Origin of the sequence: Brevundimonas sp. (assembly GCF_965279155.1) — a bacterium.
Lineage (GTDB): Bacteria > Pseudomonadota > Alphaproteobacteria > Caulobacterales > Caulobacteraceae > Brevundimonas.
The window spans coordinates 1,000,745-1,021,460 of sequence record NZ_OZ257138.1 but is presented as its reverse complement, the minus strand read 5'-3'; the positions used below and the strand labels follow the sequence as shown (position 1 = coordinate 1,021,460).

The following is a 20,716-nucleotide window of genomic DNA, read 5'->3' as shown; positions in this document are numbered from 1 at the left end:
CGCAAGGACATGAAGATGAAGAACAGCTTCGCCGCCGCCCTGCTTTGCGCCACGCTTCTCGGCGCGAGCGGCGCCTGCGCCTCGACGTTGACGGTCGTGCCGACGTCTACGGCGCCGGGAGTTTCGCTGCCCGTCCATGTCGGGGGCCGCGTTCAGGTTCTGGGGGCGGGCGCCGAGACCACCTATCGCTTGCAATGGCCCGGCGTCTATTTCGAGAGCGCCTTTCAAGGGCGAGAGGTCGCCTTTCGCACCGGGGCGGGCGATGTGCGGCTGCGCGTGACGGTGGACGGGCAGGCGGTCGATGTGACGCGTCCCGCAGCGGGCCTGCACCGGATCGACGGCCTCTCGGACGGAGACCATCGCCTGCGGATCGACGTCATCAGCGAGAACCAGTCGGCGCCCGTCGATTTCGGCGGCGTCTACGGCGCGCCGGCGCAGGGCCTGTCCGTCCAGGCGCGGGATCGGCAGATCGAATTCATCGGCGATTCCCACACCGTCGGTTACGCCAACACCTCGAACCAGCGGATATGTCCACCTGGTCAGGTGTGGGAGACGACCGATACGGCGGCCGGGATCGCGGGGCTGCTGGGACAGCGGTATCAGGCCGATTATCAGGTCAACGCCATCTCGGGCCGGGGCGTCGTGCGCAACTATGACGGCGCACCGCTGGACACTCTGCCCCAAGCCTATGGCTTCGCCCTGTTCGACAAGAAGACGCCCTACGCCGATCCCGACTGGCGGCCCCAGGTCGTCGTCGTCGCCTTGGGCACCAACGACTTCTCCACCCCCGTGAAGCCCGGCGAGAAATGGAGCGACCGCAACGCCCTGACGGCCGACTACGAGGCGTCCTATGCCGCCTTTCTCAGGGGCGTGGCGCAACGCGATCCGCAGGCGCGTATCCTGGTCTGGGGCATGGCGGGCAGCGAGATGGCGGGCGCCGCGTCGCGCGTGGTCGATGCCCTGAGGGCGTCGGGACTGGATCGCATCGCCTTCGTGCCGGTGTCCGGCATGGGGCTGAACGCCTGCGACTGGCATCCCGATCTGGCCGACGACCGTGCGGTCGTCGCGGCTCTGGCGGCGACGCTGGGCGACGATGCCGCCGTGTGGACACGATGAAGCGGTCCATCAAAGCCTGCGCCATCGCGCTTTTTCTGGCGGCTGCGCCGGCGGTGGTCATGGCGCAGACCGTGACCGGGACGCTGCATCTGGACCAGCCGGGTCCGGTCATCGCGCCCGAGGTCTATGGCCAGTTCATGGAGCAGCTGGGCACCGGCATCGACGGCGGTGTGTGGGTGGGGCCAGGCTCAGAAATCCCGAACACGCGCGGCTTCCGCAACGACGTGGTCGGAGCGCTGAAGGCGCTGAAGACGCCGGTCGTGCGTTGGCCGGGTGGTTGTTACGCGGACATCTATCATTGGCGCAACGGGATCGGTCCGCGCGAGCAGCGGCCCATCACCCTGAATCGCTGGTGGGGGAACAAGGAAGAGAACAACGCCTTCGGCACCCATGAATTCTTCGAGTTCGCCGAGCTGATCGGGGCCAAGACCTATCTCAGCATCAATGCCGGATCCGGCACGCCGGCCGAGGCGGCGGACTGGATCGAATACGTCACCTCGCCGTCCAACTCTCACCTGGCGCAGGAGCGACGCGCCAATGGGCGCGAGCAGCCGTGGAAGATCGACTATCTGGGGATCGGCAACGAGCCCTGGGGGTGCGGCGGTCGGATGCGGGCGAACTGGTATGCCGACGTGTTTCGTCAGTATGTCGGCTTCATCACGCCGGGCGCCGGGACGACCGTCGTGGCGGGCGGGCCGAACGCCGACGACTATGACTGGACCCGCACCCTGATGAGCGTGGCGGGCAAGGACTTCGACGCCCTGTCGCTGCACTACTACACCTTGCCCACGGGCGACTGGACCACCAAGGGTGCGGCGCGGGGCTTTGGCGAGGATCAATGGCTGTCCGCCTTCGTCCAGACCTATCGCATGGAGACGATGCTGCGCGCCCATGACGCGATCATGGACGAGACCGATCCCGGCTCGAAAAAGGTCCTGGCCGTCGACGAGTGGGGCGCCTGGTACGATCCGACGCCGGGTTCTCCGCCCGGATGGCTGCAACAGCAAAACACCTTGCGCGACGCCCTGCTGGCGGCGGTGAACCTGAACATCTTCCATCGTCACGCCGACCGGGTGAAGCTCGCCAACATCGCCCAGATGGTCAATGTCCTGCAGGCCATGATCCTGACCGATGGCGACGAGATGGTGCTGACGCCGACCTATTACGCCTTCCAGATGTATCAGCCATTCCAGGGCGCAACCGTGCTGCCGCTTGAGATCGAAGCGCCCGCCTATGGTCCGCTGAAGGCGGTCGATGGAACGGCGGCGCGCGGCGCGGACGGCAAGGTTCGGCTGGCGCTCGTCAACCTGGATCCCGACCGGGCCAATACGGTCTCGATCGTCCTGGGCGGCGCGGGGGCGAGGGCGGTTTCGGGACAGGTGCTGACGGCGCAGGCCATGGATTCCCAGAATGACTTCGACGCCGCGCCGGATGTGACGCCGCAGGCATTCCACGATGCGCGCGTATCGGGCGGTCGCGTGACCGCCACCCTGCCGGCCAAGTCGCTGGTGGTTCTGACCTTGGATTGATGGGGATGACGATGACGAAGGCGCATCGAGGACGCGGCGTGGGCCTGGCGCTGATGGTGGCGTCGGCGGCATGGATGCCCACTTGGGCGGCTTCGGCCCAGACGGCGGCCAAACCGTTGATGGCGAGCCTGTTCGCGGATCACGGCGTGCTGCAACGGGATCGTCCGATCTCGGTCTGGGGCGACGCCGCGCCGGGCGAGACCGTGAGCGTCACGCTGGGCGATGCGCAGGCGCAAGGGTTGGCGGACGCGTCCGGGCGGTGGCGCGCCGCCTTGCCGGCCCAGGGCGCTGGCGGTCCCTATATGCTGACGGCGCGGACGGCGGCGGGGGCGGTCCAGTCGGCGCAGGACGTGATGGTCGGCGACGTCTTCCTGTGCTCGGGTCAGTCGAACATGGAACAGCCGATCCGCTACGCCCAGCGGGCGTGGGATCCGGTCGCGACCGAGGCCGACCGACAAATCCGATTGCTGACCGTGGCCAAGGACAGCGCGGCGCGACCGTTGGACGCCCTGCGCCATCCCGTCTCTTGGAGCGAAGCCACGCCCCAGTCGGTCGAGGAGTTTTCCGCCGTCTGCTTCTTCTTCGGCCAGGCGCTGCGTCAGAAGGAAAATGTGCCGGTCGGCCTGGTTTCGGATTCCTGGGGCGGATCGTCGCTTCAGACCTGGATCGGCGCGGATCGGTTGAAGGCGATGGGGCGGTACGATCCGTCGCTCGCGGCTTTGGACGCCTATGCAGACGACCCCCAGGCGGGCGTTCGGCGTTGGATCGACATCTGGCAGGACTGGTGGGTCGCCAAGGCCGGAGATCGGCCGTGGCGCGATCAAGGCGGCGACTGGACCCCGGTCCCGGACATGACCAAGCCGTGGGAGCAGTGGGGCGCGCCCGCCCTGGCCCAGTTCGACGGCATGGTCTGGTATCGGCTTGAATTCGACCTGACGCGGGCGCAGGCGGCGTCGGGCGCGACCCTTTCGCTGGGCATGGTGGACCAGATCAACCTGACCTGGATCAACGGCAAGCCGGTCGGCGTGGGCGAGCCGGGACAGCAGAATTATCCTGTGCCGGACGGGGTGCTGAAGCCCGGCCGCAACGTCCTGATGGTCAATGTGATGGACAGCTGGGGCGACGGCGGCATCTTCGGTCCGACCGAGGCGCGGGTGCTGAAGACGGCGGACGGCGCCAGCCTGCCGCTGGATCCGTTCGGGTGGCACTATCGCCCGGTCTCGCCCGAGATCAAGTCGGCGCCGCGCGCGCCGTGGGAGGCTCTGTTCGGCCTGTCCACCCTGTCCAACGCCATGATCGCGCCGCTGCACGACTACGGCCTGAAGGGCGTGCTCTGGTATCAGGGCGAGTCGAACGTGGGCTATGAGCAGGATCGTTACGCCGAGGATCTTGGGGTGATGATGGCGGACTGGCGGGCGCGGTTCGGCCAGCCGGAACTGCCGTTCCTGATCGCCCAACTGGCCAACTTCGGCCGGCTTCAGGACGAGGGCGGCGGTTCGGGCTGGGCCGAGGTGCGCGACGCCCAGCGGCGTGCCGTCGAGGCAGACCCTCATGCGGGCCTGGCCGTGACCATCGACCTGGGCGACCGTCATGACATCCACCCCGGCCAGAAGCGCGAGGTCGGCCGCCGTCTGGCGCGCGCGGCCGAGGCGGTGATCTATGGCCGGGAGGGCGCGAAGTCCGGGCCGGCCGCCGTCTCCGCCTCGCGCGAGGCGGATGGGCGTATTCGCGTGCGACTGCGTGATGCGGCCGGCATTCGCACGGTCGGCAGCGGCGCCGTGACGGGGCTGGAGCTGTGCAGTCCGGCCGAGACCGACTGCCGTTATGCGGTCGGTCATGTCAGCGATAGCGACCTCGTCATCGACGCGACCGGGTCGGACCGCGACGTCGTCCGCTACTGCTGGGACGACGCGCCGATCTGCAATCTGTTCGACGCCGCCGATCTGCCGCTGGGACCGTTCCGCCTTTCCGCAGGGCGATGATGCCGGGCGGTCTCAATCGTCGCGAGACCATGCTGGGGCTGACGACGGCGGCCGGGCTGAAAGCGTTCGCGCCGGGGCCCGACCGCAGGCTGCGTCATCCTTCGCCGTCGCCGGAAGCCAAGGCGCTTTACGGGTTTCTGTGGGGCATCTACGGCGCCCACACCCTGACCGGGCAGCAGGAACAGAACTTCACCTCCGCAGGGCCGGGTCAGGAGTTGGCGTATCTTGAACGGGTGACCGGCCGCCAGCCGGCCCTGCTCGGTTTCGACTATATCCACCCCTACGACAACGCAGCGGTCAACGACCGCGCCATCGCCTGGTCACGCTCGGGGGGGCTGGTGTCCATCTGCTGGCACTGGGGCGCGCCGGGCGGCCCGCCGGGTTATGAGTCTTCGAAGAACGACTTCGATCTGGCGGCGGGACTGACGCCCGGCACGCCCGAAAATCGGGCCATGCTGCACGACATGGATGTCGTCGCCGAATTGCTGAAGGGCCTGCGCGACGCCGGCGTGCCGGTGCTGTGGCGACCGCTTCACGAGTTCAGCGGACAGTGGTTCTGGTGGGGGCGGCACGGCCCCGAAGGCTTCAAGGCCCTGTGGCTTTTGATGCGCGAGCGTTTCACCCGGCTGCACCGTCTGGACAATCTGATCTGGGTGCTGGGCTGGGCAGGCCAGAACGTCGATCCGGCCTTCTATCCGGGACGCGCCTCAGTCGATATCGTCGGCGCCGACATCTATGTCGAGGACGACGGCAATCTGGCGCCGATGTTCGCGCAGGTGAAAGCCATCGTCGGCGCGTCCGTGCCCATCTGTCTGCACGAGAACGGGCCGGTGCCGGATCCAAACCGTCTGGGACCGGAGGCGGACTGGCTCTGGTTCATGACGTGGCACACCGAATGGCTGGAGTCCGACAGGCTCAATCCGCCGGATCGGCTACGTCGGGCCTATGCCTCCGACCGCTACCTGACCCACGACAGACTGCCCATCGACCTTCTGACCCGACACAGGCTGGAGACGCCCTTCTTGCCTTCACCGCAGCGTAATTCTTAGCCCCGCCCTGCCGCCGGCTTCAGCGCCAGAGGCAGGGCCGTGCCCGCTTTCCAGCCGGCGTCAGAACTCTTCCCAGCCGTCGCTGTTCGATCCGACCGCGATGTCACGGCCGCCGGCGACCTTGATCACGCGCTGCTGGACGCGAGGCGCGGGGCGCGATGCCGGGCGGGCGGGGGTTGAAGCCGGCGCCTTGCGCGCGGCGCCGCGCCCGGCCGAGACCTGGAAGAAGGCGACCTCGGACGACAGTTCGGCGGTTTCCTGACGCAGGGCGGTGCTGGCGGCCGTGGCCTGTTCGACCATGGCGGCGTTCTGCTGGGTCACCTGATCCATCTGGTTCACGGCGACGTTGATTTCCTGCAGGCCGGTCGCCTGTTCCTTGGCGGAGGCGGCGATCTCGACCACCAGGGCGCTGATGTCGTCGACCTGCGAGGCGATGGCCTGCAGGGCCGAACCGGCCTGGCTGACCAGGCGCACGCCGTTCTCGACTTCCGATCCGGACTTGGAGATCAGGGTCTTGATCTCCTTGGCGGCCTCGGCCGAACGCTGGGCCAGGGCGCGGACCTCGGAGGCGACGACCGCGAAGCCGCGTCCCGATTCACCCGCGCGTGCCGCCTCGACGCCGGCGTTCAGGGCCAGCAGATTGGTCTGGAAGGCGATCTCGTCGATGACGCCGACGATCTGGCTGATCTGGCGCGAACCGCCCTCGATCTTCTGCATGGCGTCGACGGCGTTCATGACGACTTCGCCCGAGGCCTCGGCGCTCTTGCGGGCGCCGTTGGTGACATCGGCGGCCTGGTTTGCGGCCTCTGCGGTCTTCTTCACCGTGACGGTGATCTGGTCGAGCGCGGCGGCGGTTTCTTCCAGCGCGGCAGCCTGCTGTTCGGTGCGACGCGACAGGTCCTCCGACGCCTGGCTGATCTCGCCGGCGCCGGAATCGATGCCGTGGACCGAACCCAGGACGCCCGTGACGGTTTCCTCCAGACGGGAGATGGAGCGGTTGAAGTCGGCCTTCAGGATTTCGCTGCGGTCCGGGAAGGGCGCGTCGATGCGGTAGATCAAGTCGCCCTCGGCCAGGGCCGACAGACCCTTGCCCAGGCTTTCGATGACGACGGCGTTTTCGGCGGCTTCCTGTTGAGCCATGGCTTCACGGCGGCGGCGTTCGACTTCGGACTGGTCGCGCATCGATTCCGTTTCGACCTCCAGCGCCTTGGCGCGCAGGCCGTTGTCACGGAAGACCTGCATGGCCTGGGCCATGGCGCCGACCTCGTCCTTGCGGTCGGTGTCCGGGATGGCGACGTCCAGCTTGCCGCCGGCCATGATCGACATGGCGCCGGTCATGCGCCGCACCGGCGCGACCATCAGGATCGACAGTTGCACGCCCAGGAAGACGGCCGCGGCGACTAGGATCAGGCCTCCGACGGCCAGGGCGATGAAGGAGGCGGTGATGGCCGACGCCTGCTGGGCGTCACGCAGATTCATCCGCTCCATTTCCAGGTCGCGAACCTGGGTGATCGACTTGGTGATGTGGGTGACGCGCACCTTGTCGCCTGAATCGATGACCAGTCGGCGGGCGGCGTCGATGCGGGCGGGATCAAGCGCCGCCTGTGTCAGCGGCGTGCCGAACTCGGTGCGCCAGGCGGCGGCGTCGTCCTGGGCCTTCTTGACCAGGGCACGCTCTTCCGTGGACAGATCGGCGGCGTTCAGAGCGGTGACCGACTGTTCGAACTGTTCCCAGCCCGTCTTGTAGACGTCCAGATAGTCGGGATTGGCGGTCAGAAGCACGCCCCGCATCTGTGAGTTCAGGCGGATCACGCCCTTCTCGGCCACATGGGTGTGGTCGATGATGACTTTGCTTTCGGCGTTGAGCTGCGCCGCCGTCTTCATCGCGGACAGCTGGAAGAAGACCGCGCCGATCATGGCGGCGGCGACCGTCAGCAGAAGGGCGAACGCGATCGCCAACTTGCGCTGCATCGGAATGTTCTTGGGGTTCATCTCGGTCAGTCTCCGGGGGAGCGGAAGGCAGAAGAAGACAGTCCGGGGCGATGTCCGCCCCGGACCGAAAGAGGGGTCAGAAGCCGGTCTGCACGCGAAGCAGGGCCGTGTTGCCGCTGTCCTCGCCCAGGAAGGCGCCGGTGCGGTTTTCGACGGACCAGGCGCTCCAATGGGCGGAAACGCGGGTGTTGTTGGTCGGATACCAGTTCAGGCCCAGCACCCAGGCGTCGCCCTCGCCGCCGGTCGGATTGTCGCTCAGATCGGCGAAATCGTAACGGCCCACGACTTCGACCGCGCCATAGCCTTCGGTTCCAAAGGGCTTCAGCACCTTGGGACGCTGCCATGTGCCGGTGCGGGTCGACAGCGGCGGGGTTTCGCCGGTCAGGAACCAGCCTGCGGAAATGGCGTAGCCGTTCTGGTCGAAGTCGCGCGATGCGGTCTCAACGACCCGACGACCGCCCTCCGCCAGCAGCCAGCCCGAGCGTCTCACCCCGCCCAGCTCCAGCCCCAGGGTCTTCGCGCCCTTGGGATTGGCGTAGGCGCCGGTCGAAAGGCGCAGATTGTCGTTGAAGTGCGAGTCGATGGTGATGCCTCTGGAAGGCAGGGTCGCAAACGGGGTCAGATCCTCGATGAAGCCGAAGGCGCCGAGGTGCAGGAAGCCTTTCTCGGTCTTCATCGGCGACCAGTGGACGCGGCCCATCACGGTCGTCGTGTCGTTTGTGACGCCGTCGCCGACGGCATCGCCCGTCACCGACAGCGACGCATGCCAGTTGGCGCCGGTCAGCTTGGAGGACACGCCGACGCCGAATGCGCCGCGCTGGGCGGACAGCGTCGAAATCATCAGGCTGCGCTCAAGGAAGGGCACCTGATCTTCCGATGTGCCGCCTTCCAGACCGCGATCGTTCAGGCGTTGGCCGAAGGACACTTCCAGATCGTTGCCGGCGAACTTGCGCGTATAGGCGACGAAGACATTGTTCAGGCTGATCGTGTTGTCCGCCAGGTCGCCTTCGGCCCAGTAGCTGAGCCCGCCGCCCAGCTTGCCCTGGCCGCCCAGTCGGACGGCGCGCAGTTCGGTGCCGGCGATGTTGCGTGCGCCGAAGTCCGATCCGTTGGTCGCGGTGGCATCCACCATGATGCGGATGCGCGGCTTGAACGTGAAGGCGCCGTCCGGGCTGCGCAGTTCGGGAATGCCGGTCGACCAGTCGACCGAGGGTGCGGCGGGGGCGGGCGTTGTTGCAGCGGTCTGAACCGGGCGCGGCGCAGTCGCAGTGACGGCGGCGGGGCTTCCGGCGGCGAGGGGCGCGGCCTGGGCGGCAGTCTGCGATTGGGCCTCAAGCTGTTCGAGGCGGGCGGACAGGGCCTGCACCTGGGCGCGCAGGATGGCGATTTCTTCTGCCGACGGCGCCGATTGGGCGAGGGCGGAAGTGGCGAGCGCGGCGAGGCCGACACCCGCTGCGAGGGAGCGAAGCAAGGTCATGAACGATGTCTCTAAACGGTGATCGTTAAGGACAGCCCAAGCTTGGCTACGGAAAACTGCGTATGCCTGGCGGGGCCATCCAGATGCAGAACAGGCGCCGTGCTGGAAGCAACGGCGCCTGTTTGGCGAGCTTAGTCGGCGGCGACGACGTCCTTGTCGCCGGGGCCGGCCGCCGGGTCCGGCAGGGCCGCGACGGGGCGTGACGGACCGTCCAGCGCCGCCTTCAGCGCGTCGCGATCCAACTCGCCTTCCCAGCGGGCGACGACGATGGTGGCCACCGCATTGCCGATGAAGTTGGTCAGGGCGCGGCACTCGCTCATGAAACGGTCGATGCCCAGGATCAGCGCCATGCCCGCGACCGGCACGGCCGGGACGACCGACAGGGTGGCGGCCAGGGTGATGAAGCCGGCGCCGGTGATGCCCGCCGCGCCCTTGGAACTGAGCATGGCGACCAGCAGCAGCACGATCTGGTCTTGCAGGCTGAGGTCGATGTTCAGGGCCTGGGCGATGAACAGGGCGGCCATCGTCATATAGATGTTGGTGCCGTCCAGATTGAAGGAATAGCCCGTCGGAACGACCAGGCCGACGACGGACTTGGACGCGCCGGCCCGTTCCATCTTCTGCAGCAAGCTGGGCAGGGCCGCCTCGGACGACGAGGTGCCCAGGACCAGCAGCAGTTCTTCCTTCAGATAGCGGATCAGCTTGAGGATGTTGAAGCCGTTGGCCCAGGCGACCAGGCCCAGAACCCCGACGACGAAGATGGCGGCGGTGGCGTAGAAGGTGGCGACCAGGGCGGCCAGATTGGCGATGGAGCCGATGCCGTATTTGCCGATGGTGAAGGCGAAGGCCCCGAAGGCGCCGATGGGCGCGGCCTTCATCAGGATCGCGACCAGCTTGAAGAAGGCGATGCTGATCGATTCCAGGAAGTTCAGAACGGGCTTGCCCGTGTCGCCGATCATGGCCAGGGCCAGGCCGAACAGGACCGAGACGAACAGGACCTGCAGGATGTTGCCTTCGGAGAAGGCGCTGACGAAGGTGTCGGGGATGATGCTGGTCAGGAATCCGACGATGGTCGTCTCGTGCGCCTGGTCGGAATATTTGGCGACGGCGCTCGCATCCAGGCTGGCCGGATCGATGTTCAGCCCGTGGCCCGGCTGGACCAGGTTGGCCACGATCATGCCGAGGATCAGGGCCAGGGTCGAGAAGGTCAGGAAGTAGGCGAAGGCCTTGGCGGCGACCCGGCCGACCCGGCCGATGTCGCGCATCCCGGCGATGCCGGTGACGATGGTCAGGAAGATCACCGGGGCGATGATCATCTTCACAAGCTTGATGAAGGCGTCGCCCAGCGGCTTCAGGCTTTCGCCGAAGGTCGGCCAGAAATGTCCGATCAGGCCGCCGGCGAGGATCGCCAGCAGCACCTGAAAGTAGAGATGCCGATAGAAGGGCTTGCGCTTTGCGGAGCCGTCGTCGGCGATCGTCGGTGAAATGATCATAGTGACCTCCCAATCGTCCTCTCGGGGACGTTCAGCGATCAGAATGCGGTTCTGCGCAGAGAGGCCAAAACGCAATTTTTTCTGGCGACGCGATAGAGAAACACGTTTCAGGACAATGGCTTGCCGTATAGGCGAAGGTTCGACTTGTGCTGAAAAGGAAACCGGCTCAGGTTGAGTTGTGTCGAAATCAGCACAAAATCAGGCTGGGTCGAAAGCCGCGCCGGGACGTGACCTCGTCGGCGTCGCGGGCATCGGCGTCTTCGTCGTCGCCGGCCTGCTGATCCTGATCGCCATCATCGTCGCCGGCGATGCGGCGCGACGGAATGCGGCGCAGGACATCGTACGTAAGGCCGAGGCGACCCTGATGCTGGATCAGGCCCTGTTGGCCAGTGAGCTGGATCGCCATCGCGCGACGCCCGTCGTCCTCGCCAGCGAAGACCTCATCTTGCAGGCGCTGAAAAGTCCCGATCAGGCCACGCTGGACAGGGTCAACGCCCGACTGGACATGCTGGCCGTCCAGACCGGCGCCGCCGCCATCTATCTGCTGGACCGCCAGGGCAAGGCCATCGCCGCCAACAACTACCGCACGCCGGTCAGTTTCGTGGGCGCCGACTACGCCTATCGTCCCTATTTCAGGGCCGCGATGCTGGCGGGATCGGACGAGTATTTCGCCCTGGGCTCCAGAAGCGGGCGCCCCGGCCTCTATCTGTCGCGCCGGGTCGGCCCGGACCGCGACAGCGCAGGGGTGGTCGTGGTCAAGGTCGAGTTCGATCGGGTCGAGGCGGCCTGGCGTCGCCAAGCCGAACAGGCCCTGGTCGCGAACCGCGACGGGGTGATCCTGTTGGCGTCGGATCCCGCGCGGCGTTTCCGGACCCTGGCGCTGCTGGAGCCCGGCAGGGAGAAGGCGCTGCGCGGCAGCCGCCAGTTCGGCGACGCCCCGCTGACCCCGCTTGATCCCATGATCGTGGCGGCGCCCGACGGTCGAATCCAGATGGGGGGACAGGTCTTCGTTGCGCTGAGGCGCGCCTTGCCGGTGGAGGACTGGACGATGCTGCTTCTGGTTCCCATCGCCGACGCCGACCGTGCGGCGGGGCCGGTGCGCTGGACGGCGGGCCTGGCCGGCGCGCTTGCGATGGTCGTCCTGGCGTGGATCTGGCGGGCCCATCTGCGCCGGTTGGACGGACAGCGCCAGGAGGCCGAGGTGCGTCGGGAGCTGGAGCTTCGCGTCGAGGAACGCACGACCGCACTGACGTCGGCCAATGTTCAGTTGAGAAACCAGATCGAAGATCGCAAACGCACCGAGGCTCGCCTCAGAACGCTGCAAGCCGATCTGGTCCAGGCCAACCGGCTGGCCCATCTGGGCCAGATCGTCGCCGGGGTGGCGCACGAGATCAATCAGCCGGTGGCGGCGATCCGGGCCAATGCCGACAACGCCCTGACCCTGTTGTCGCGCGAGCAGCCGCAGGCGGCGCAGGACAAGCTGACGCGTATTCAGGGACTGACCGAACGGATCGGCTCAATCGTCGAGGATCTGCGGGGGTTCGCCCGCAAGACGCCGCCGCGCACGACGACCATCGTCGTCGATGAAGCCGTTGAGGGCGCGCTCCTGCTGGTCAGCAGCCGTATGCGGGATGAAGGCGTGGCCGTCGAACGGACGGGCCAAGCCAGGGTGTCGGCCCAGGGGGATCGCGTCCGATTGGAGCAGGTGCTGGTCAATCTGTTGCAGAACGCCTTCGAGGCTCTGGGGGATCAGGCCGACGCGCGGATCGGGCTGGATGTCTCGACGACCGAGGACTTGGTCGTCATCGCCGTGACGGACAATGGGCCGGGCCTGTCCAAGACGACGTTGCGCACCCTGTTCACGCCGTTTTCGACCACCAAGCCGAACGGTCTGGGGCTGGGGCTGGTGATCTCGCGCGACATCGTCGAGGCGTTCGGCGGCAGTCTGGTGGTGGCGTCGCCCGGACGACGCGGCGCGCGCTTCGAGGTTCGGCTCAAGAGGAACCCCGCATGACCCCTGAAGGCGTTCTGGTTCTGGTCGTCGACGACGACGACGATCTGCGCGAGGCTCAGGTCGAGACGCTGGTGCTCGCGGGATACGCCGCCACGGGCGTGAGTTCGGCCGACGAAGCCCTGACACGGCTGGAGACGGCATCGCCCCACGTCGTCCTGTCCGACATCCGAATGCCGGGGCTGGACGGGCTGGAGTTTCACAAACGGGTTGCGGCCATCGATCCAGAGCTGCCGTTCATTCTGATGACGGGGCACGGGGACATCGACATGGCCGTCGCGGCCCTGCATCGCGGTGTGTTCGATTTCCTGCCCAAACCCTTCGGCGCCGACCGCCTGCTGCCCGCCGTTCAGCGCGCGGCGCGTCAAAGGATGCTGGTGGTGGAGAACCGCCGTCTGACCGACCTGGTGGAGCTGGCCGACGCGGAGGAGGGGCGCAGCGGTCTGATCGGCCAGACGCCCAGCATCGTGCGCCTGCGCGAGACCGTCGCCCAGGTCGCCCGCGCAGGGGTGGATGTTCTGATCCAGGGCGAGAACGGCGTCGGCAAGGAGACCGTCGCGCGGGGACTGCATCGGTTGAGCGCGCGACGCGCCCGTCCCTTCGTCGTCGTGAACTGCGCGGCCCTGCCCGAGGTCGTGCTGGACGCCGAACTGTTCGGTCGATCGCCGACGTCCGGCTATGGCCGCAGGATCGGGGGCCGCGTGCGCGAGGCCGACGGCGGCACCCTGTTGCTGGAAGAGGTCGAGGCCCTGTCGCCGGCGTTGCAGATCAAGCTGTTGAAGCTGATGGAAACCGGGCAAATCTCCGGCGAGGACGATCAGGTGTTCCGCCTGAGGTTCCTGACGACGACGCGGATCGATCTGGACGGCGCCGCGACGCGCGGGGCGTTCCGATCCGACCTCTACTACCGGCTCAGCGTCGTGACCCTGAACATCCCCAGCCTGCGCGACAGGCGCGAGGATATTCCGCTGCTGTTCCGACACCTGGTTTCACAGGCGGGGGTCCGGCAAAAGAAGGTCGCGCCGCCGGTCGACGATGCGATGGACGCCCATCTGATGATGCGAGAATGGCCCGGCAACGTCCGCGAGCTGGCCCAGGCCGCCGAGCGTTTCGTCATCGGGCTGGACGGCCAGGACGCCGCGTCGGTCGCGACCAGCGGCAGTCTGAGCGAGCGTGTCGAGGCGTTCGAGGCTCGCGTCCTGGACGAGGCGCTGAAAACCGCCAAGGGCGACGTCAGGGCCGTCATGGCGCGGCTCGATCTCCCCAGAAAGACCTTCTACGCCAAGGTGAAGCGCCACGGAATCCAGCTTGACGATTACCGCCGGCTCGCGAACTGAGCGATGGTCATGGACCGTTTCCTCGTTCAGGGTCTGTGGCCATGAAGGCGCGCATCGGTCTGAGCCTGTGTCTGCTGTTCCTCGCCGCGTCCGCGCCGCTCGCGAGGGCGCCGGTTGGTGGGGCCGAGGCTTTCGCGCGGCACGATTTCGGGGCCGTGAACTTCAGGGCCTTGGACACGGTGGCCGTGCCGTGGAAGCTGGTCGCGGCGGCCCTGGTGCTGGACGATCCGCAGGGGGGCGAGGTCAGCCAGGCGCATCTGAAAGCACGCCTCCAGACCTTCGGCTTTCTGTGGCCCGAGCGGATCGAAGGCGCCGATGTGCCGATCATGCCCAGTCGCGATCATCCGCTGGGGATCAGCGTCGGCGAAGTCACGCCGGGCCTGCCGCCGGTCAAGGTGACGGTCGCCAACCTGGGCTGCGCCTCCTGCCATGCCGGGCCTGTGTATACCGCCGACGGGTCGCCGCGACCGACGACCGCCTGGCTGGGAGCGCCGAACACCAGTCTTGATCTGGAAGCGTACACCCGCGCCGTAACGCAGGCTCTGAAACGCCAAAGCGGCGATACGCCCGCGCTTCTTGCGGCGGTTCGAACCCTGTTTCCCGAGACCGATGCGTGGGAAATGGCCAGCCTGCGCTGGGCGGTTCTTCCGCTGGCGCGGCGACGGTTGGCCCAGGTGCCCGACGGGGGCAGTCCCCTGCCGTTCGTCAACGGCTCGCCCGGCCTGACGAACGGGATCGCGGCGTTGAAGCTGCAAGGCCACACCTTGTCCAGCGCGGAGGAGGCTGGCTTCACCTCGATCCCCGACCTTGCGGACCGCAGCTTCCGTTCGACCCTGTTGTACGACGGCGCCTATGCGCCGCAGGGCCAGCCGCGCTGGCGATCAATGGGGCGCGAGGACCTGACGCCGGAACACCGTGACCGGCTGGCGGCCATCACCAGCTTCTTCACCGTGCCCAGCATGGGTCAGTCGCCGCGCGGCGCCCATCATCAGATCCCGGCTGCGGAGCGCGCCTTCGCCTGGCTGGAGACGCGTCGCCCACAGGCCTTTCCGGGCCCGGTCGATCGGGCCGGCGCGGCGAGAGGGGCGGTGGTCTATGCCCGCGCCTGTTCGTCTTGCCACGGCGTCTATTCCGGGCCGGTGGAGCGCCCGCGGCTTGAGCGGTTTCCGAACTGGCATGGTCATGTCGGGTCCGACCCTGTGCGGGCCGCAGCCTTCACAAACGACCTGACGCGCTACGCCGCCAACGGCGGCTATGACAAGATTCTGGACGCGCGGCCGACCGGCGAATACGCCGCCACCCTGTTGTCCGGCCTGTGGGCCACCGCGCCCTACATGCACAACGGGTCGGTGCCGACGCTGGCGCAGTTCCTGTTGCTCGAACCGCGATCCGAACGGTTTCTCGTCGGTGGTCATCGGCTGGACTTCGCGGCCGTCGGCATCGCGGGACGGGATCAGCGCGAGGTCCGCGTCTATCCGGTAGGCTATACGCCGTGGTCTCAGCCGGTGGTGTTCGATACCCGCATGCCCGGCCGATCCAATCGCGGTCATGAAGCCCAGGTCGAGGGCCTGACGGTCTCCGAGCGCCGCGACCTGATCGAATATCTGAAAGGGCTCTAAGTTCAGACGATCAGGACGTCCAGCCCGAGGCGGGGCTTGGGCGCCAGGTCGCGAACCGGCGCGATCCCCAGCCGGAAGGCGGTGATCAGGCGACGGTCGTCGCCGATGTCGAAATCCGCCTTCACGCGGTCGCGTGCTTCGACATCATCCGCCAGAACCGCCATCGGCGCGGCCGACAGTCCGGCCTGGGTGAAGCCCAGCCAGGCGCGATGAAACCGTCTTCCTGTGTCGAAAGGCGCCTCGTTTACGGGCCGATGGAACAGGGCGATGGCCGAGGCGCTGCGCACCACCGCCGCCTCCGCGACCAGGGCGCCGGCCAGGCCGACCCGGTCCAGCGTCTCGAATACCCCAAGTCTCAGCACGACCCCGGCTCCTGCGGCCTCGATCCCGGACATTTCCATGGCCTCGGCGTTCAGCCCATCGAGGGACCAGGACGGATGGCGTCGCGACAGCCGCATCCACGACAGCAGTTCCGCCCGATAGGGGGCGTTGCGGAACCAGCGCAGGCTGGCCTCATCATAGAGGCGGGCCAGTTCGGCGATGGGCTGCGGGGTCTGGACGACGATCACGTCCTCGCTGCGCTCCAATCGGGCCAGCGCGGCCTGGGCGCCCGCGCCGCCTTCGAACTTTCCGCGATAGGTGCGCCGCTGCGTCAGAAACGCCGCCAGCGGATCGGAACCCTCGCCAGGGCGAACCGTCAGTTCCGCGACGCTGACGCCGTCATGCCCGACATCGACGATCAGGCTGCGCCGTCCGGCGGCGAGACAGAACCCCTCCACCGCCGAGCCATGGCTGACGTTCAGGTCGCGGCCTTCGGGATCGCCGACGGGCAGTCTGCGGCTTTCGTCCTCAAGCACCTGGACCCGGCCGTTGGGCGTCAGCCGCCACCGCGTGGGCTGAGTATTGTGGACGCTGGGGGAAAGGGCGGCCTCGGCCACCAGCGTCCAAAACGTCTCTGCATCCAGCGTCATCGCAGGTCTTTCCTGAACAGGTTCAGCCGCTGAAGCCGCCGCGCGCCAAGTTTTTCCATCTGGCGCAGCGAGGCGGTGTTCTCGTCGGCAATCCAGGTCACGCCGCATTGTTTGTAGCCGCCCGCGAACAGGGCCTTGATCACCCGGTGCAGCATGGCGCCGTTCAAGCCCTGTCCGTGCAGGGCGCGCTTGACCGAATAGAAGATGATCACAGCGCGTCGGCGTCTGACCCGCTCTCGTATGAAATGGACCAAGGTCATCGGCCCCATCCGACCGCGCGTCGCCTTCTGGAACGGGTTCAGATCCGGGATGCAGATCACTACCCCCGCAGGTTCGCCCCTATAGTGAACGACGCAGGCGATGCGGGGATCGACGATCCACATCATCTCACCCGCCTGAAAGTCGAACTCGGCCGGGGTCAGAGGCACGAACATCGGATTGTCGCTGAAGCCGTCGTTGAGGCATTGCCGGGCCTCCTCGAACCGAGCCTTGAAGGCGCTGCGGCTTATTGGCTTCCAGGTCCAGTCGGGGTCCGATAGCACCGCGCGCTGATTGTCGCCGAGCAGGGCGTCGGCGGTCGTCGGCCCGACATCGAACTCGAACGTCGACATTGGAAACACGGGTAGATAGCCGCAGGCTTCCAGCAGGCGCGGCAGATGCGGAGCGCCCCAGATCATGTCGGTATAGGGCGGGTTCTCAAACCCTTCGGTCAGGATGCCGGCCTGCTGCATGGCCGTCAGGTTGAAGGCGCCGACCAGTTCATCGCAGCCCTCGGCGCGCGCGAAGGTCTCTGCCGCGTCGAACAGAAGCTGCGCGGTTTCGACACTGTCCTCGCAGTCGAAATAGCCGAACTGACAGCGCCGCGTGCCGTGACGCGTATTCGACGACGGATGGGTGTGGGCCGTCAGCCGCCCGACCGGACGCCCCTCGCGCCAGGCGGTGAAGAAGGTCAGGCGTCCGCCGTCGTCGCGCATCAGCGGGTTGCGCGCCGGGTCCAGATACCGCTCCAGATCTGCACGCATCGGCGTCACATAGGGGCTGTCGGCGGGATAGATTTCGAACGGAACCCGGAAGAAGCCTTCCAGATCGCCCTCGCGAAGGGTCACGGCGGCAGCGGTCATGCGGGCCTCTCCGTCGTCAGCCGCGCCATTCGGAAGGCGAGGCCCAGATCGATCTCGGCCTCGGTGTTGCGCAACAGATCCGGCAACCGAACCAGGCCGATCCGAACCGGCGACAGGCTCAACAGTCCGACGTGGGTGGCGTCCGATCGCGCCAGAAGATCCAGCAGAGGCTCTCGTTCGGTCTCGTCGATCGTCCCCGCACCAGCCTGCAGGGCGGCGGCGCTCCACAGAGGCTGGCGCTCCAGCGTCTGCGCCATTTCTTCGGCACGATAGTCGGCGAGATCGTGTTCGGACAGGACCGACAAGTCCTTCAACATCGGCTCCTTGGTCAGGTCGCCCAGGAAGCCGTCGAGGGATCGGGTGTTCGCCGAGGCCATGCGCTGGCGCAGACTGGTGCGCCGTCCGGCGGCGCCGAACGGCTGGATGCGGACCACCAGGGTCATGGTGATCAGGGCCGCGCCGATCAGGGCGAACAGGCGAACCCTATCGTCAAACGCGCCGACATCCAGTTGTTCAATCAGGCCGCAGGTCAGGGCCAGGGTCGTCGCCACGATCACGGCGACGTCGATCCAGACGTCGCGTGCATCGCTGACCCCGTTCGACAGGGCCAGCAGGACGATCACGAGCGCGGCGATGGGGCTGAAACCAATGGGCGAGGCCACCAGTTCGGAAAAGTCCGTGCCGATCAGCGGAATGACGATGGCCAGGCCGACGGCGAGGCGGCGAACGGCGCCATTCTCCGCGCGCGACAGGGCCTTGCGATCCCTCGCCCACAGCAGGATCAGGATGGCGATCAGGGATGAAAGGATGATGACGGCCAGCGCGCTGCGAGAGCCGAAGGCGACATGGCTGGTCGTGAACAGGGCGAAACCCAGCCCCAGGGTGGACGCCGCGAAGACGGCGATCTTCATCGCGCGCGGCGCGTGACGGCGAAGCAGCCCTTCGGCCAGCAGCAGCGCCGCCAGCGGGGCGAGCGATATGGCGGCGTAGGTCGCGCCTTCGAAGATCGGCAGGCCCGTCCGGACGGCCAGGCTGCGAACGCCGTAGAACACCGACATGACCCCGAACAGGAAGACCAGCCGCGGCGTCAACGGACCGCCGGCGCGGCGCACGAGCAGGGCGACGACATAGGCCGCCAGACCCGCCGCCGCGAACCCGTCGAGCAGGGCCTGGGTCTCGACCCGGATCATGCGGCGCCCTTCAGCAGCCGGGCCATAAAGGCGCGCACGATCAGGCCCTTTATGGCGGCGACGGGCGCCCACAACGGCCGTTCGGTTCGGCCCGCGAACGCATTGAGGAACCAGCCTCGACAATCGGTCCTGGATCGGCGGCCTATCAGCAGCCACAGCGCTTCGTAAGCCATCAAACAGCCGGTCGAGATCACCATCGGCGCGAAGGACATCCGTTTGGCCGTTCCGGCGGCGAGGGCGGCGGCGGCGTCCAGATCGACGTGACGAGCTGACGACGAATGGACCATGACGTATTCGAGTTCCTTCATGAAGCTGGCTCGCAGGTCTTCGGGCCGGATCGCGTCCAGCGCCTTGCCGCGCGTCGGATACCTCAGACGCTCCTCCGGGCGCGGGTCGTAGGGTCGCACCACGATCACCGAGGGCAGGGGCGAGGCATAGGCGTCGATCACGGTCGCGCCCGCCGCCTTGGCGGCGCGATACAGGGCGATGCTGGCGGCGATGTCGTCGGTTCCGTTGACGATCACCGGATAGCGCGCGGCCAGGTCCGCGACCTGATCGACCCATTCCGCGCCCAGGCGCTCGATCTCGACTTCGGGATTGATGCGCCGCGCCGCCGCGCAGGCGACCTCGGCCTTGTCCTGCCCGACCGTGTCGGTGAAGGCGAAGACCTGACGGTTCATGTTGGAGGTTTCGAACACGTCGATGTCGCAGACCGCGAACCGCCCGACGCCTGCGCGGACTAGGGCCAGGAAACAGGCGCCGCCCATGCCGCCGACGCCTGCGACGAACACGGCGCCGCCTTTCAGGGCCGCCTGTTCCGCCTCGGTGACGAAGCCCAGATTGCGGGTGGTGAACTCGGCGTAGTCGAAGGCGGTCACGTCTTCCATGCGCGCAAACTTCCCCAGGGTTGAGTGTGATCGAGCCAATGCACCAGCGGCAGCAGGGCCGCCTGGATCATCAGCAGGGCGAACCGGCCGAGCAGGCCGGGAACGGTGTCGGGCGGGGCCACCTTGGCCAGATAACGGCTGGCGGCGCGCATATCGATCTGACCGATCTGCAGCAGGTCGTCGCCCCGGCCGTAATCCAGCTCTGCGGCGCAGAGGGCGTTGTAGGTCGCGTCGCGATGTTTGGCGGCGCTCTCGAACGTCTTTTTCAGCTCGTCCGACCCGCCGGTATAGGCGTCGGTGATCACGAACCGATCCGCGTCAAAACCGGCCTCGTCGCCGACGCCGAAGGCGTGACGCCAGCAGCCCATGATCTGGCGAGCCAGTCTCTCGTGCTGGAAAGAGCGTCGGGCGGCCGGCCTGCCGGGATAGACGTCGGAAAACGTCTCGGCGACCATGCCGACGACGGCCGGAACCTGGGTCACGCTGGACACCCAGACGGCCCGGCATTGCCGGCGCACGAACAGCAGCACGCAGGTCAGGCCATAGAGGGTGGCGGACAGACCGCTTCCGCGCACATCTGGACGCACCATGACCAGCCCCAGGTGCAGGATCTCCACCGACCGTCCGCCCAGATCGGCCTCCAGAATGGCCAAGGCGTTGAACGCGACCGGGCGTCCGCTCCGCTTCTCATAGACCACCGTCAGCACGGTTCGAGACAAGGTCTCTGGATCGCCGGAGAAGATGCCATAGGTCAGGTCGCGGTCGCCCAGAACGCTGCGGGCGATGGATCTGACATCCTCGACCAGGGCCGCAAGATCGGCCGCCGTCAGAATGATACCCGGCCGTTCGACGATGCGCGACCGCAGACCCGCACCCGCGCCCACCGTCGTGTCCAGCAGTCGTGGCGTCACAGGCTTGCTCATGAATGACGATCTCGCTTCA

Annotated in this window: 15 protein-coding genes; 7 read left to right on the top strand and 8 right to left on the bottom strand. The window is 67.3% G+C overall.

What is annotated here, in order from left to right; all coding sequences use genetic code 11:
• The first annotated feature begins 15 nt into the window (after positions 1-15).
• From ACQY72_RS04945 to ACQY72_RS04930, 4 genes are read left to right on the top strand one after another with little or no spacing between them, the layout of a single operon-like run.
• A complete protein-coding gene (locus ACQY72_RS04945; protein ID WP_428156152.1) occupies positions 16-1,116 on the top strand; it encodes a GDSL-type esterase/lipase family protein in 1,101 nt (366 codons plus the stop codon).
• On the top strand, positions 1,113-2,645 hold the full coding sequence (locus ACQY72_RS04940) for an alpha-N-arabinofuranosidase (RefSeq protein WP_428156151.1): 1,533 nt from the start codon (positions 1,113-1,115) through the stop codon (positions 2,643-2,645). The genes ACQY72_RS04945 and ACQY72_RS04940 overlap by 4 nt, the downstream gene beginning before the upstream one ends.
• A gap of 11 nt (positions 2,646-2,656) precedes the next feature.
• Complete coding sequence (locus ACQY72_RS04935) at positions 2,657-4,627, top strand: sialate O-acetylesterase (RefSeq protein ID WP_428156150.1); 1,971 nt, start codon at positions 2,657-2,659, stop codon at positions 4,625-4,627.
• Positions 4,627-5,676: a glycosyl hydrolase gene (locus ACQY72_RS04930; protein ID WP_428156149.1), complete on the top strand. Its 1,050-nt coding sequence runs from the start codon at positions 4,627-4,629 to the stop codon at positions 5,674-5,676. Before ACQY72_RS04935 ends, ACQY72_RS04930 begins: the two co-directional genes overlap by 1 nt.
• Positions 5,677-5,736: 60 nt before the next feature.
• Here the strand turns inward: ACQY72_RS04930 and ACQY72_RS04925 are convergent, their stop codons facing one another.
• The 3 genes from ACQY72_RS04925 to ACQY72_RS04915 all read right to left on the bottom strand — a co-directional run bounded on the left by ACQY72_RS04925 (position 5,737) and on the right by ACQY72_RS04915 (position 10,638).
• Positions 5,737-7,668, bottom strand: a complete 1,932-nt coding sequence (locus tag ACQY72_RS04925) for a methyl-accepting chemotaxis protein (RefSeq protein ID WP_428156148.1) — start codon at positions 7,666-7,668, stop codon at positions 5,737-5,739.
• Positions 7,669-7,744: 76 nt separating this feature from the next.
• Positions 7,745-9,145 (bottom strand): OprO/OprP family phosphate-selective porin, encoded by a 1,401-nt coding sequence (locus ACQY72_RS04920; protein ID WP_428156147.1) that lies wholly within the window; start codon positions 9,143-9,145, stop codon positions 7,745-7,747.
• 131 nt (positions 9,146-9,276) lie between these two features.
• The gene (locus ACQY72_RS04915) at positions 9,277-10,638 is read right to left on the bottom strand and encodes a dicarboxylate/amino acid:cation symporter (protein WP_428156146.1); all 1,362 of its coding nucleotides are present in this window, start codon (positions 10,636-10,638) and stop codon (positions 9,277-9,279) included.
• Between the two features lie 178 nt (positions 10,639-10,816).
• Here ACQY72_RS04915 and ACQY72_RS04910 point away from each other — a divergent pair, with 178 nt between their 5' ends.
• From ACQY72_RS04910 to ACQY72_RS04900, 3 genes are read left to right on the top strand one after another with little or no spacing between them, the layout of a single operon-like run.
• The gene (locus ACQY72_RS04910) at positions 10,817-12,652 is read left to right on the top strand and encodes a sensor histidine kinase (protein ID WP_428156145.1); all 1,836 of its coding nucleotides are present in this window, start codon (positions 10,817-10,819) and stop codon (positions 12,650-12,652) included.
• Entirely contained in the window at positions 12,649-13,986 is a 1,338-nt protein-coding gene (locus ACQY72_RS04905) for a sigma-54-dependent transcriptional regulator (RefSeq protein ID WP_428156144.1), read from the top strand. Before ACQY72_RS04910 ends, ACQY72_RS04905 begins: the two co-directional genes overlap by 4 nt.
• 41 nt (positions 13,987-14,027) lie before the next feature.
• Positions 14,028-15,605, top strand: coding sequence for a hypothetical protein (locus ACQY72_RS04900; protein ID WP_428156143.1), 1,578 nt, complete (start codon positions 14,028-14,030; stop codon positions 15,603-15,605).
• Between the two features lie 2 nt (positions 15,606-15,607).
• On the opposite strand, the gene ACQY72_RS04895 is transcribed toward ACQY72_RS04900, so the two are convergent.
• From ACQY72_RS04895 to ACQY72_RS04875, 5 genes are read right to left on the bottom strand one after another with little or no spacing between them, the layout of a single operon-like run.
• On the bottom strand, positions 15,608-16,576 hold the full coding sequence (locus tag ACQY72_RS04895; protein ID WP_428156142.1) for a hypothetical protein: 969 nt from the start codon (positions 16,574-16,576) through the stop codon (positions 15,608-15,610).
• Positions 16,573-17,697: an N-acetyltransferase family protein gene (locus ACQY72_RS04890; protein WP_428156141.1), complete on the bottom strand. Its 1,125-nt coding sequence runs from the start codon at positions 17,695-17,697 to the stop codon at positions 16,573-16,575. The genes ACQY72_RS04895 and ACQY72_RS04890 overlap by 4 nt, the downstream gene beginning before the upstream one ends.
• Positions 17,694-18,887 carry a hypothetical protein gene (locus ACQY72_RS04885; protein WP_428156140.1) on the bottom strand — a complete coding sequence of 398 codons (1,194 nt, stop codon included), beginning with the start codon at positions 18,885-18,887 and terminating at the stop codon, positions 17,694-17,696. Before ACQY72_RS04885 ends, ACQY72_RS04890 begins: the two co-directional genes overlap by 4 nt.
• Complete coding sequence (locus ACQY72_RS04880; RefSeq protein WP_428156139.1) at positions 18,884-19,774, bottom strand: HesA/MoeB/ThiF family protein; 891 nt, start codon at positions 19,772-19,774, stop codon at positions 18,884-18,886. Before ACQY72_RS04880 ends, ACQY72_RS04885 begins: the two co-directional genes overlap by 4 nt.
• Complete coding sequence (locus ACQY72_RS04875) at positions 19,762-20,697, bottom strand: hypothetical protein (RefSeq protein WP_428156138.1); 936 nt, start codon at positions 20,695-20,697, stop codon at positions 19,762-19,764. Before ACQY72_RS04875 ends, ACQY72_RS04880 begins: the two co-directional genes overlap by 13 nt.
• Positions 20,698-20,716: the final 19 nt, after the last annotated feature.

Excerpts from the sequence above, each read along its gene's own strand:
- ACQY72_RS04935 (WP_428156150.1), top strand. The coding sequence starts at position 2,657 with ATGACGAAGGCGCATCGAGGACGCGGCGTGGGCCTGGCGCTGATGGTG.
- ACQY72_RS04925 (WP_428156148.1), bottom strand. The coding sequence starts at position 7,668 with ATGAACCCCAAGAACATTCCGATGCAGCGCAAGTTGGCGATCGCGTTC.
- ACQY72_RS04930 (WP_428156149.1), top strand. The coding sequence starts at position 4,627 with ATGCCGGGCGGTCTCAATCGTCGCGAGACCATGCTGGGGCTGACGACG.
- ACQY72_RS04920 (WP_428156147.1), bottom strand. The coding sequence starts at position 9,145 with ATGACCTTGCTTCGCTCCCTCGCAGCGGGTGTCGGCCTCGCCGCGCTC.
- ACQY72_RS04890 (WP_428156141.1), bottom strand. The coding sequence starts at position 17,697 with ATGACCGCTGCCGCCGTGACCCTTCGCGAGGGCGATCTGGAAGGCTTC.
- ACQY72_RS04915 (WP_428156146.1), bottom strand. The coding sequence starts at position 10,638 with ATGATCATTTCACCGACGATCGCCGACGACGGCTCCGCAAAGCGCAAG.
- ACQY72_RS04895 (WP_428156142.1), bottom strand. The coding sequence starts at position 16,576 with ATGACGCTGGATGCAGAGACGTTTTGGACGCTGGTGGCCGAGGCCGCC.
- ACQY72_RS04875 (WP_428156138.1), bottom strand. The coding sequence starts at position 20,697 with ATGAGCAAGCCTGTGACGCCACGACTGCTGGACACGACGGTGGGCGCG.
- ACQY72_RS04880 (WP_428156139.1), bottom strand. The coding sequence starts at position 19,774 with ATGGAAGACGTGACCGCCTTCGACTACGCCGAGTTCACCACCCGCAAT.
- ACQY72_RS04905 (WP_428156144.1), top strand. The coding sequence starts at position 12,649 with ATGACCCCTGAAGGCGTTCTGGTTCTGGTCGTCGACGACGACGACGAT.
- ACQY72_RS04885 (WP_428156140.1), bottom strand. The coding sequence starts at position 18,887 with ATGATCCGGGTCGAGACCCAGGCCCTGCTCGACGGGTTCGCGGCGGCG.
- ACQY72_RS04945 (WP_428156152.1), top strand. The coding sequence starts at position 16 with ATGAAGAACAGCTTCGCCGCCGCCCTGCTTTGCGCCACGCTTCTCGGC.
- ACQY72_RS04900 (WP_428156143.1), top strand. The coding sequence starts at position 14,028 with ATGAAGGCGCGCATCGGTCTGAGCCTGTGTCTGCTGTTCCTCGCCGCG.
- ACQY72_RS04940 (WP_428156151.1), top strand. The coding sequence starts at position 1,113 with ATGAAGCGGTCCATCAAAGCCTGCGCCATCGCGCTTTTTCTGGCGGCT.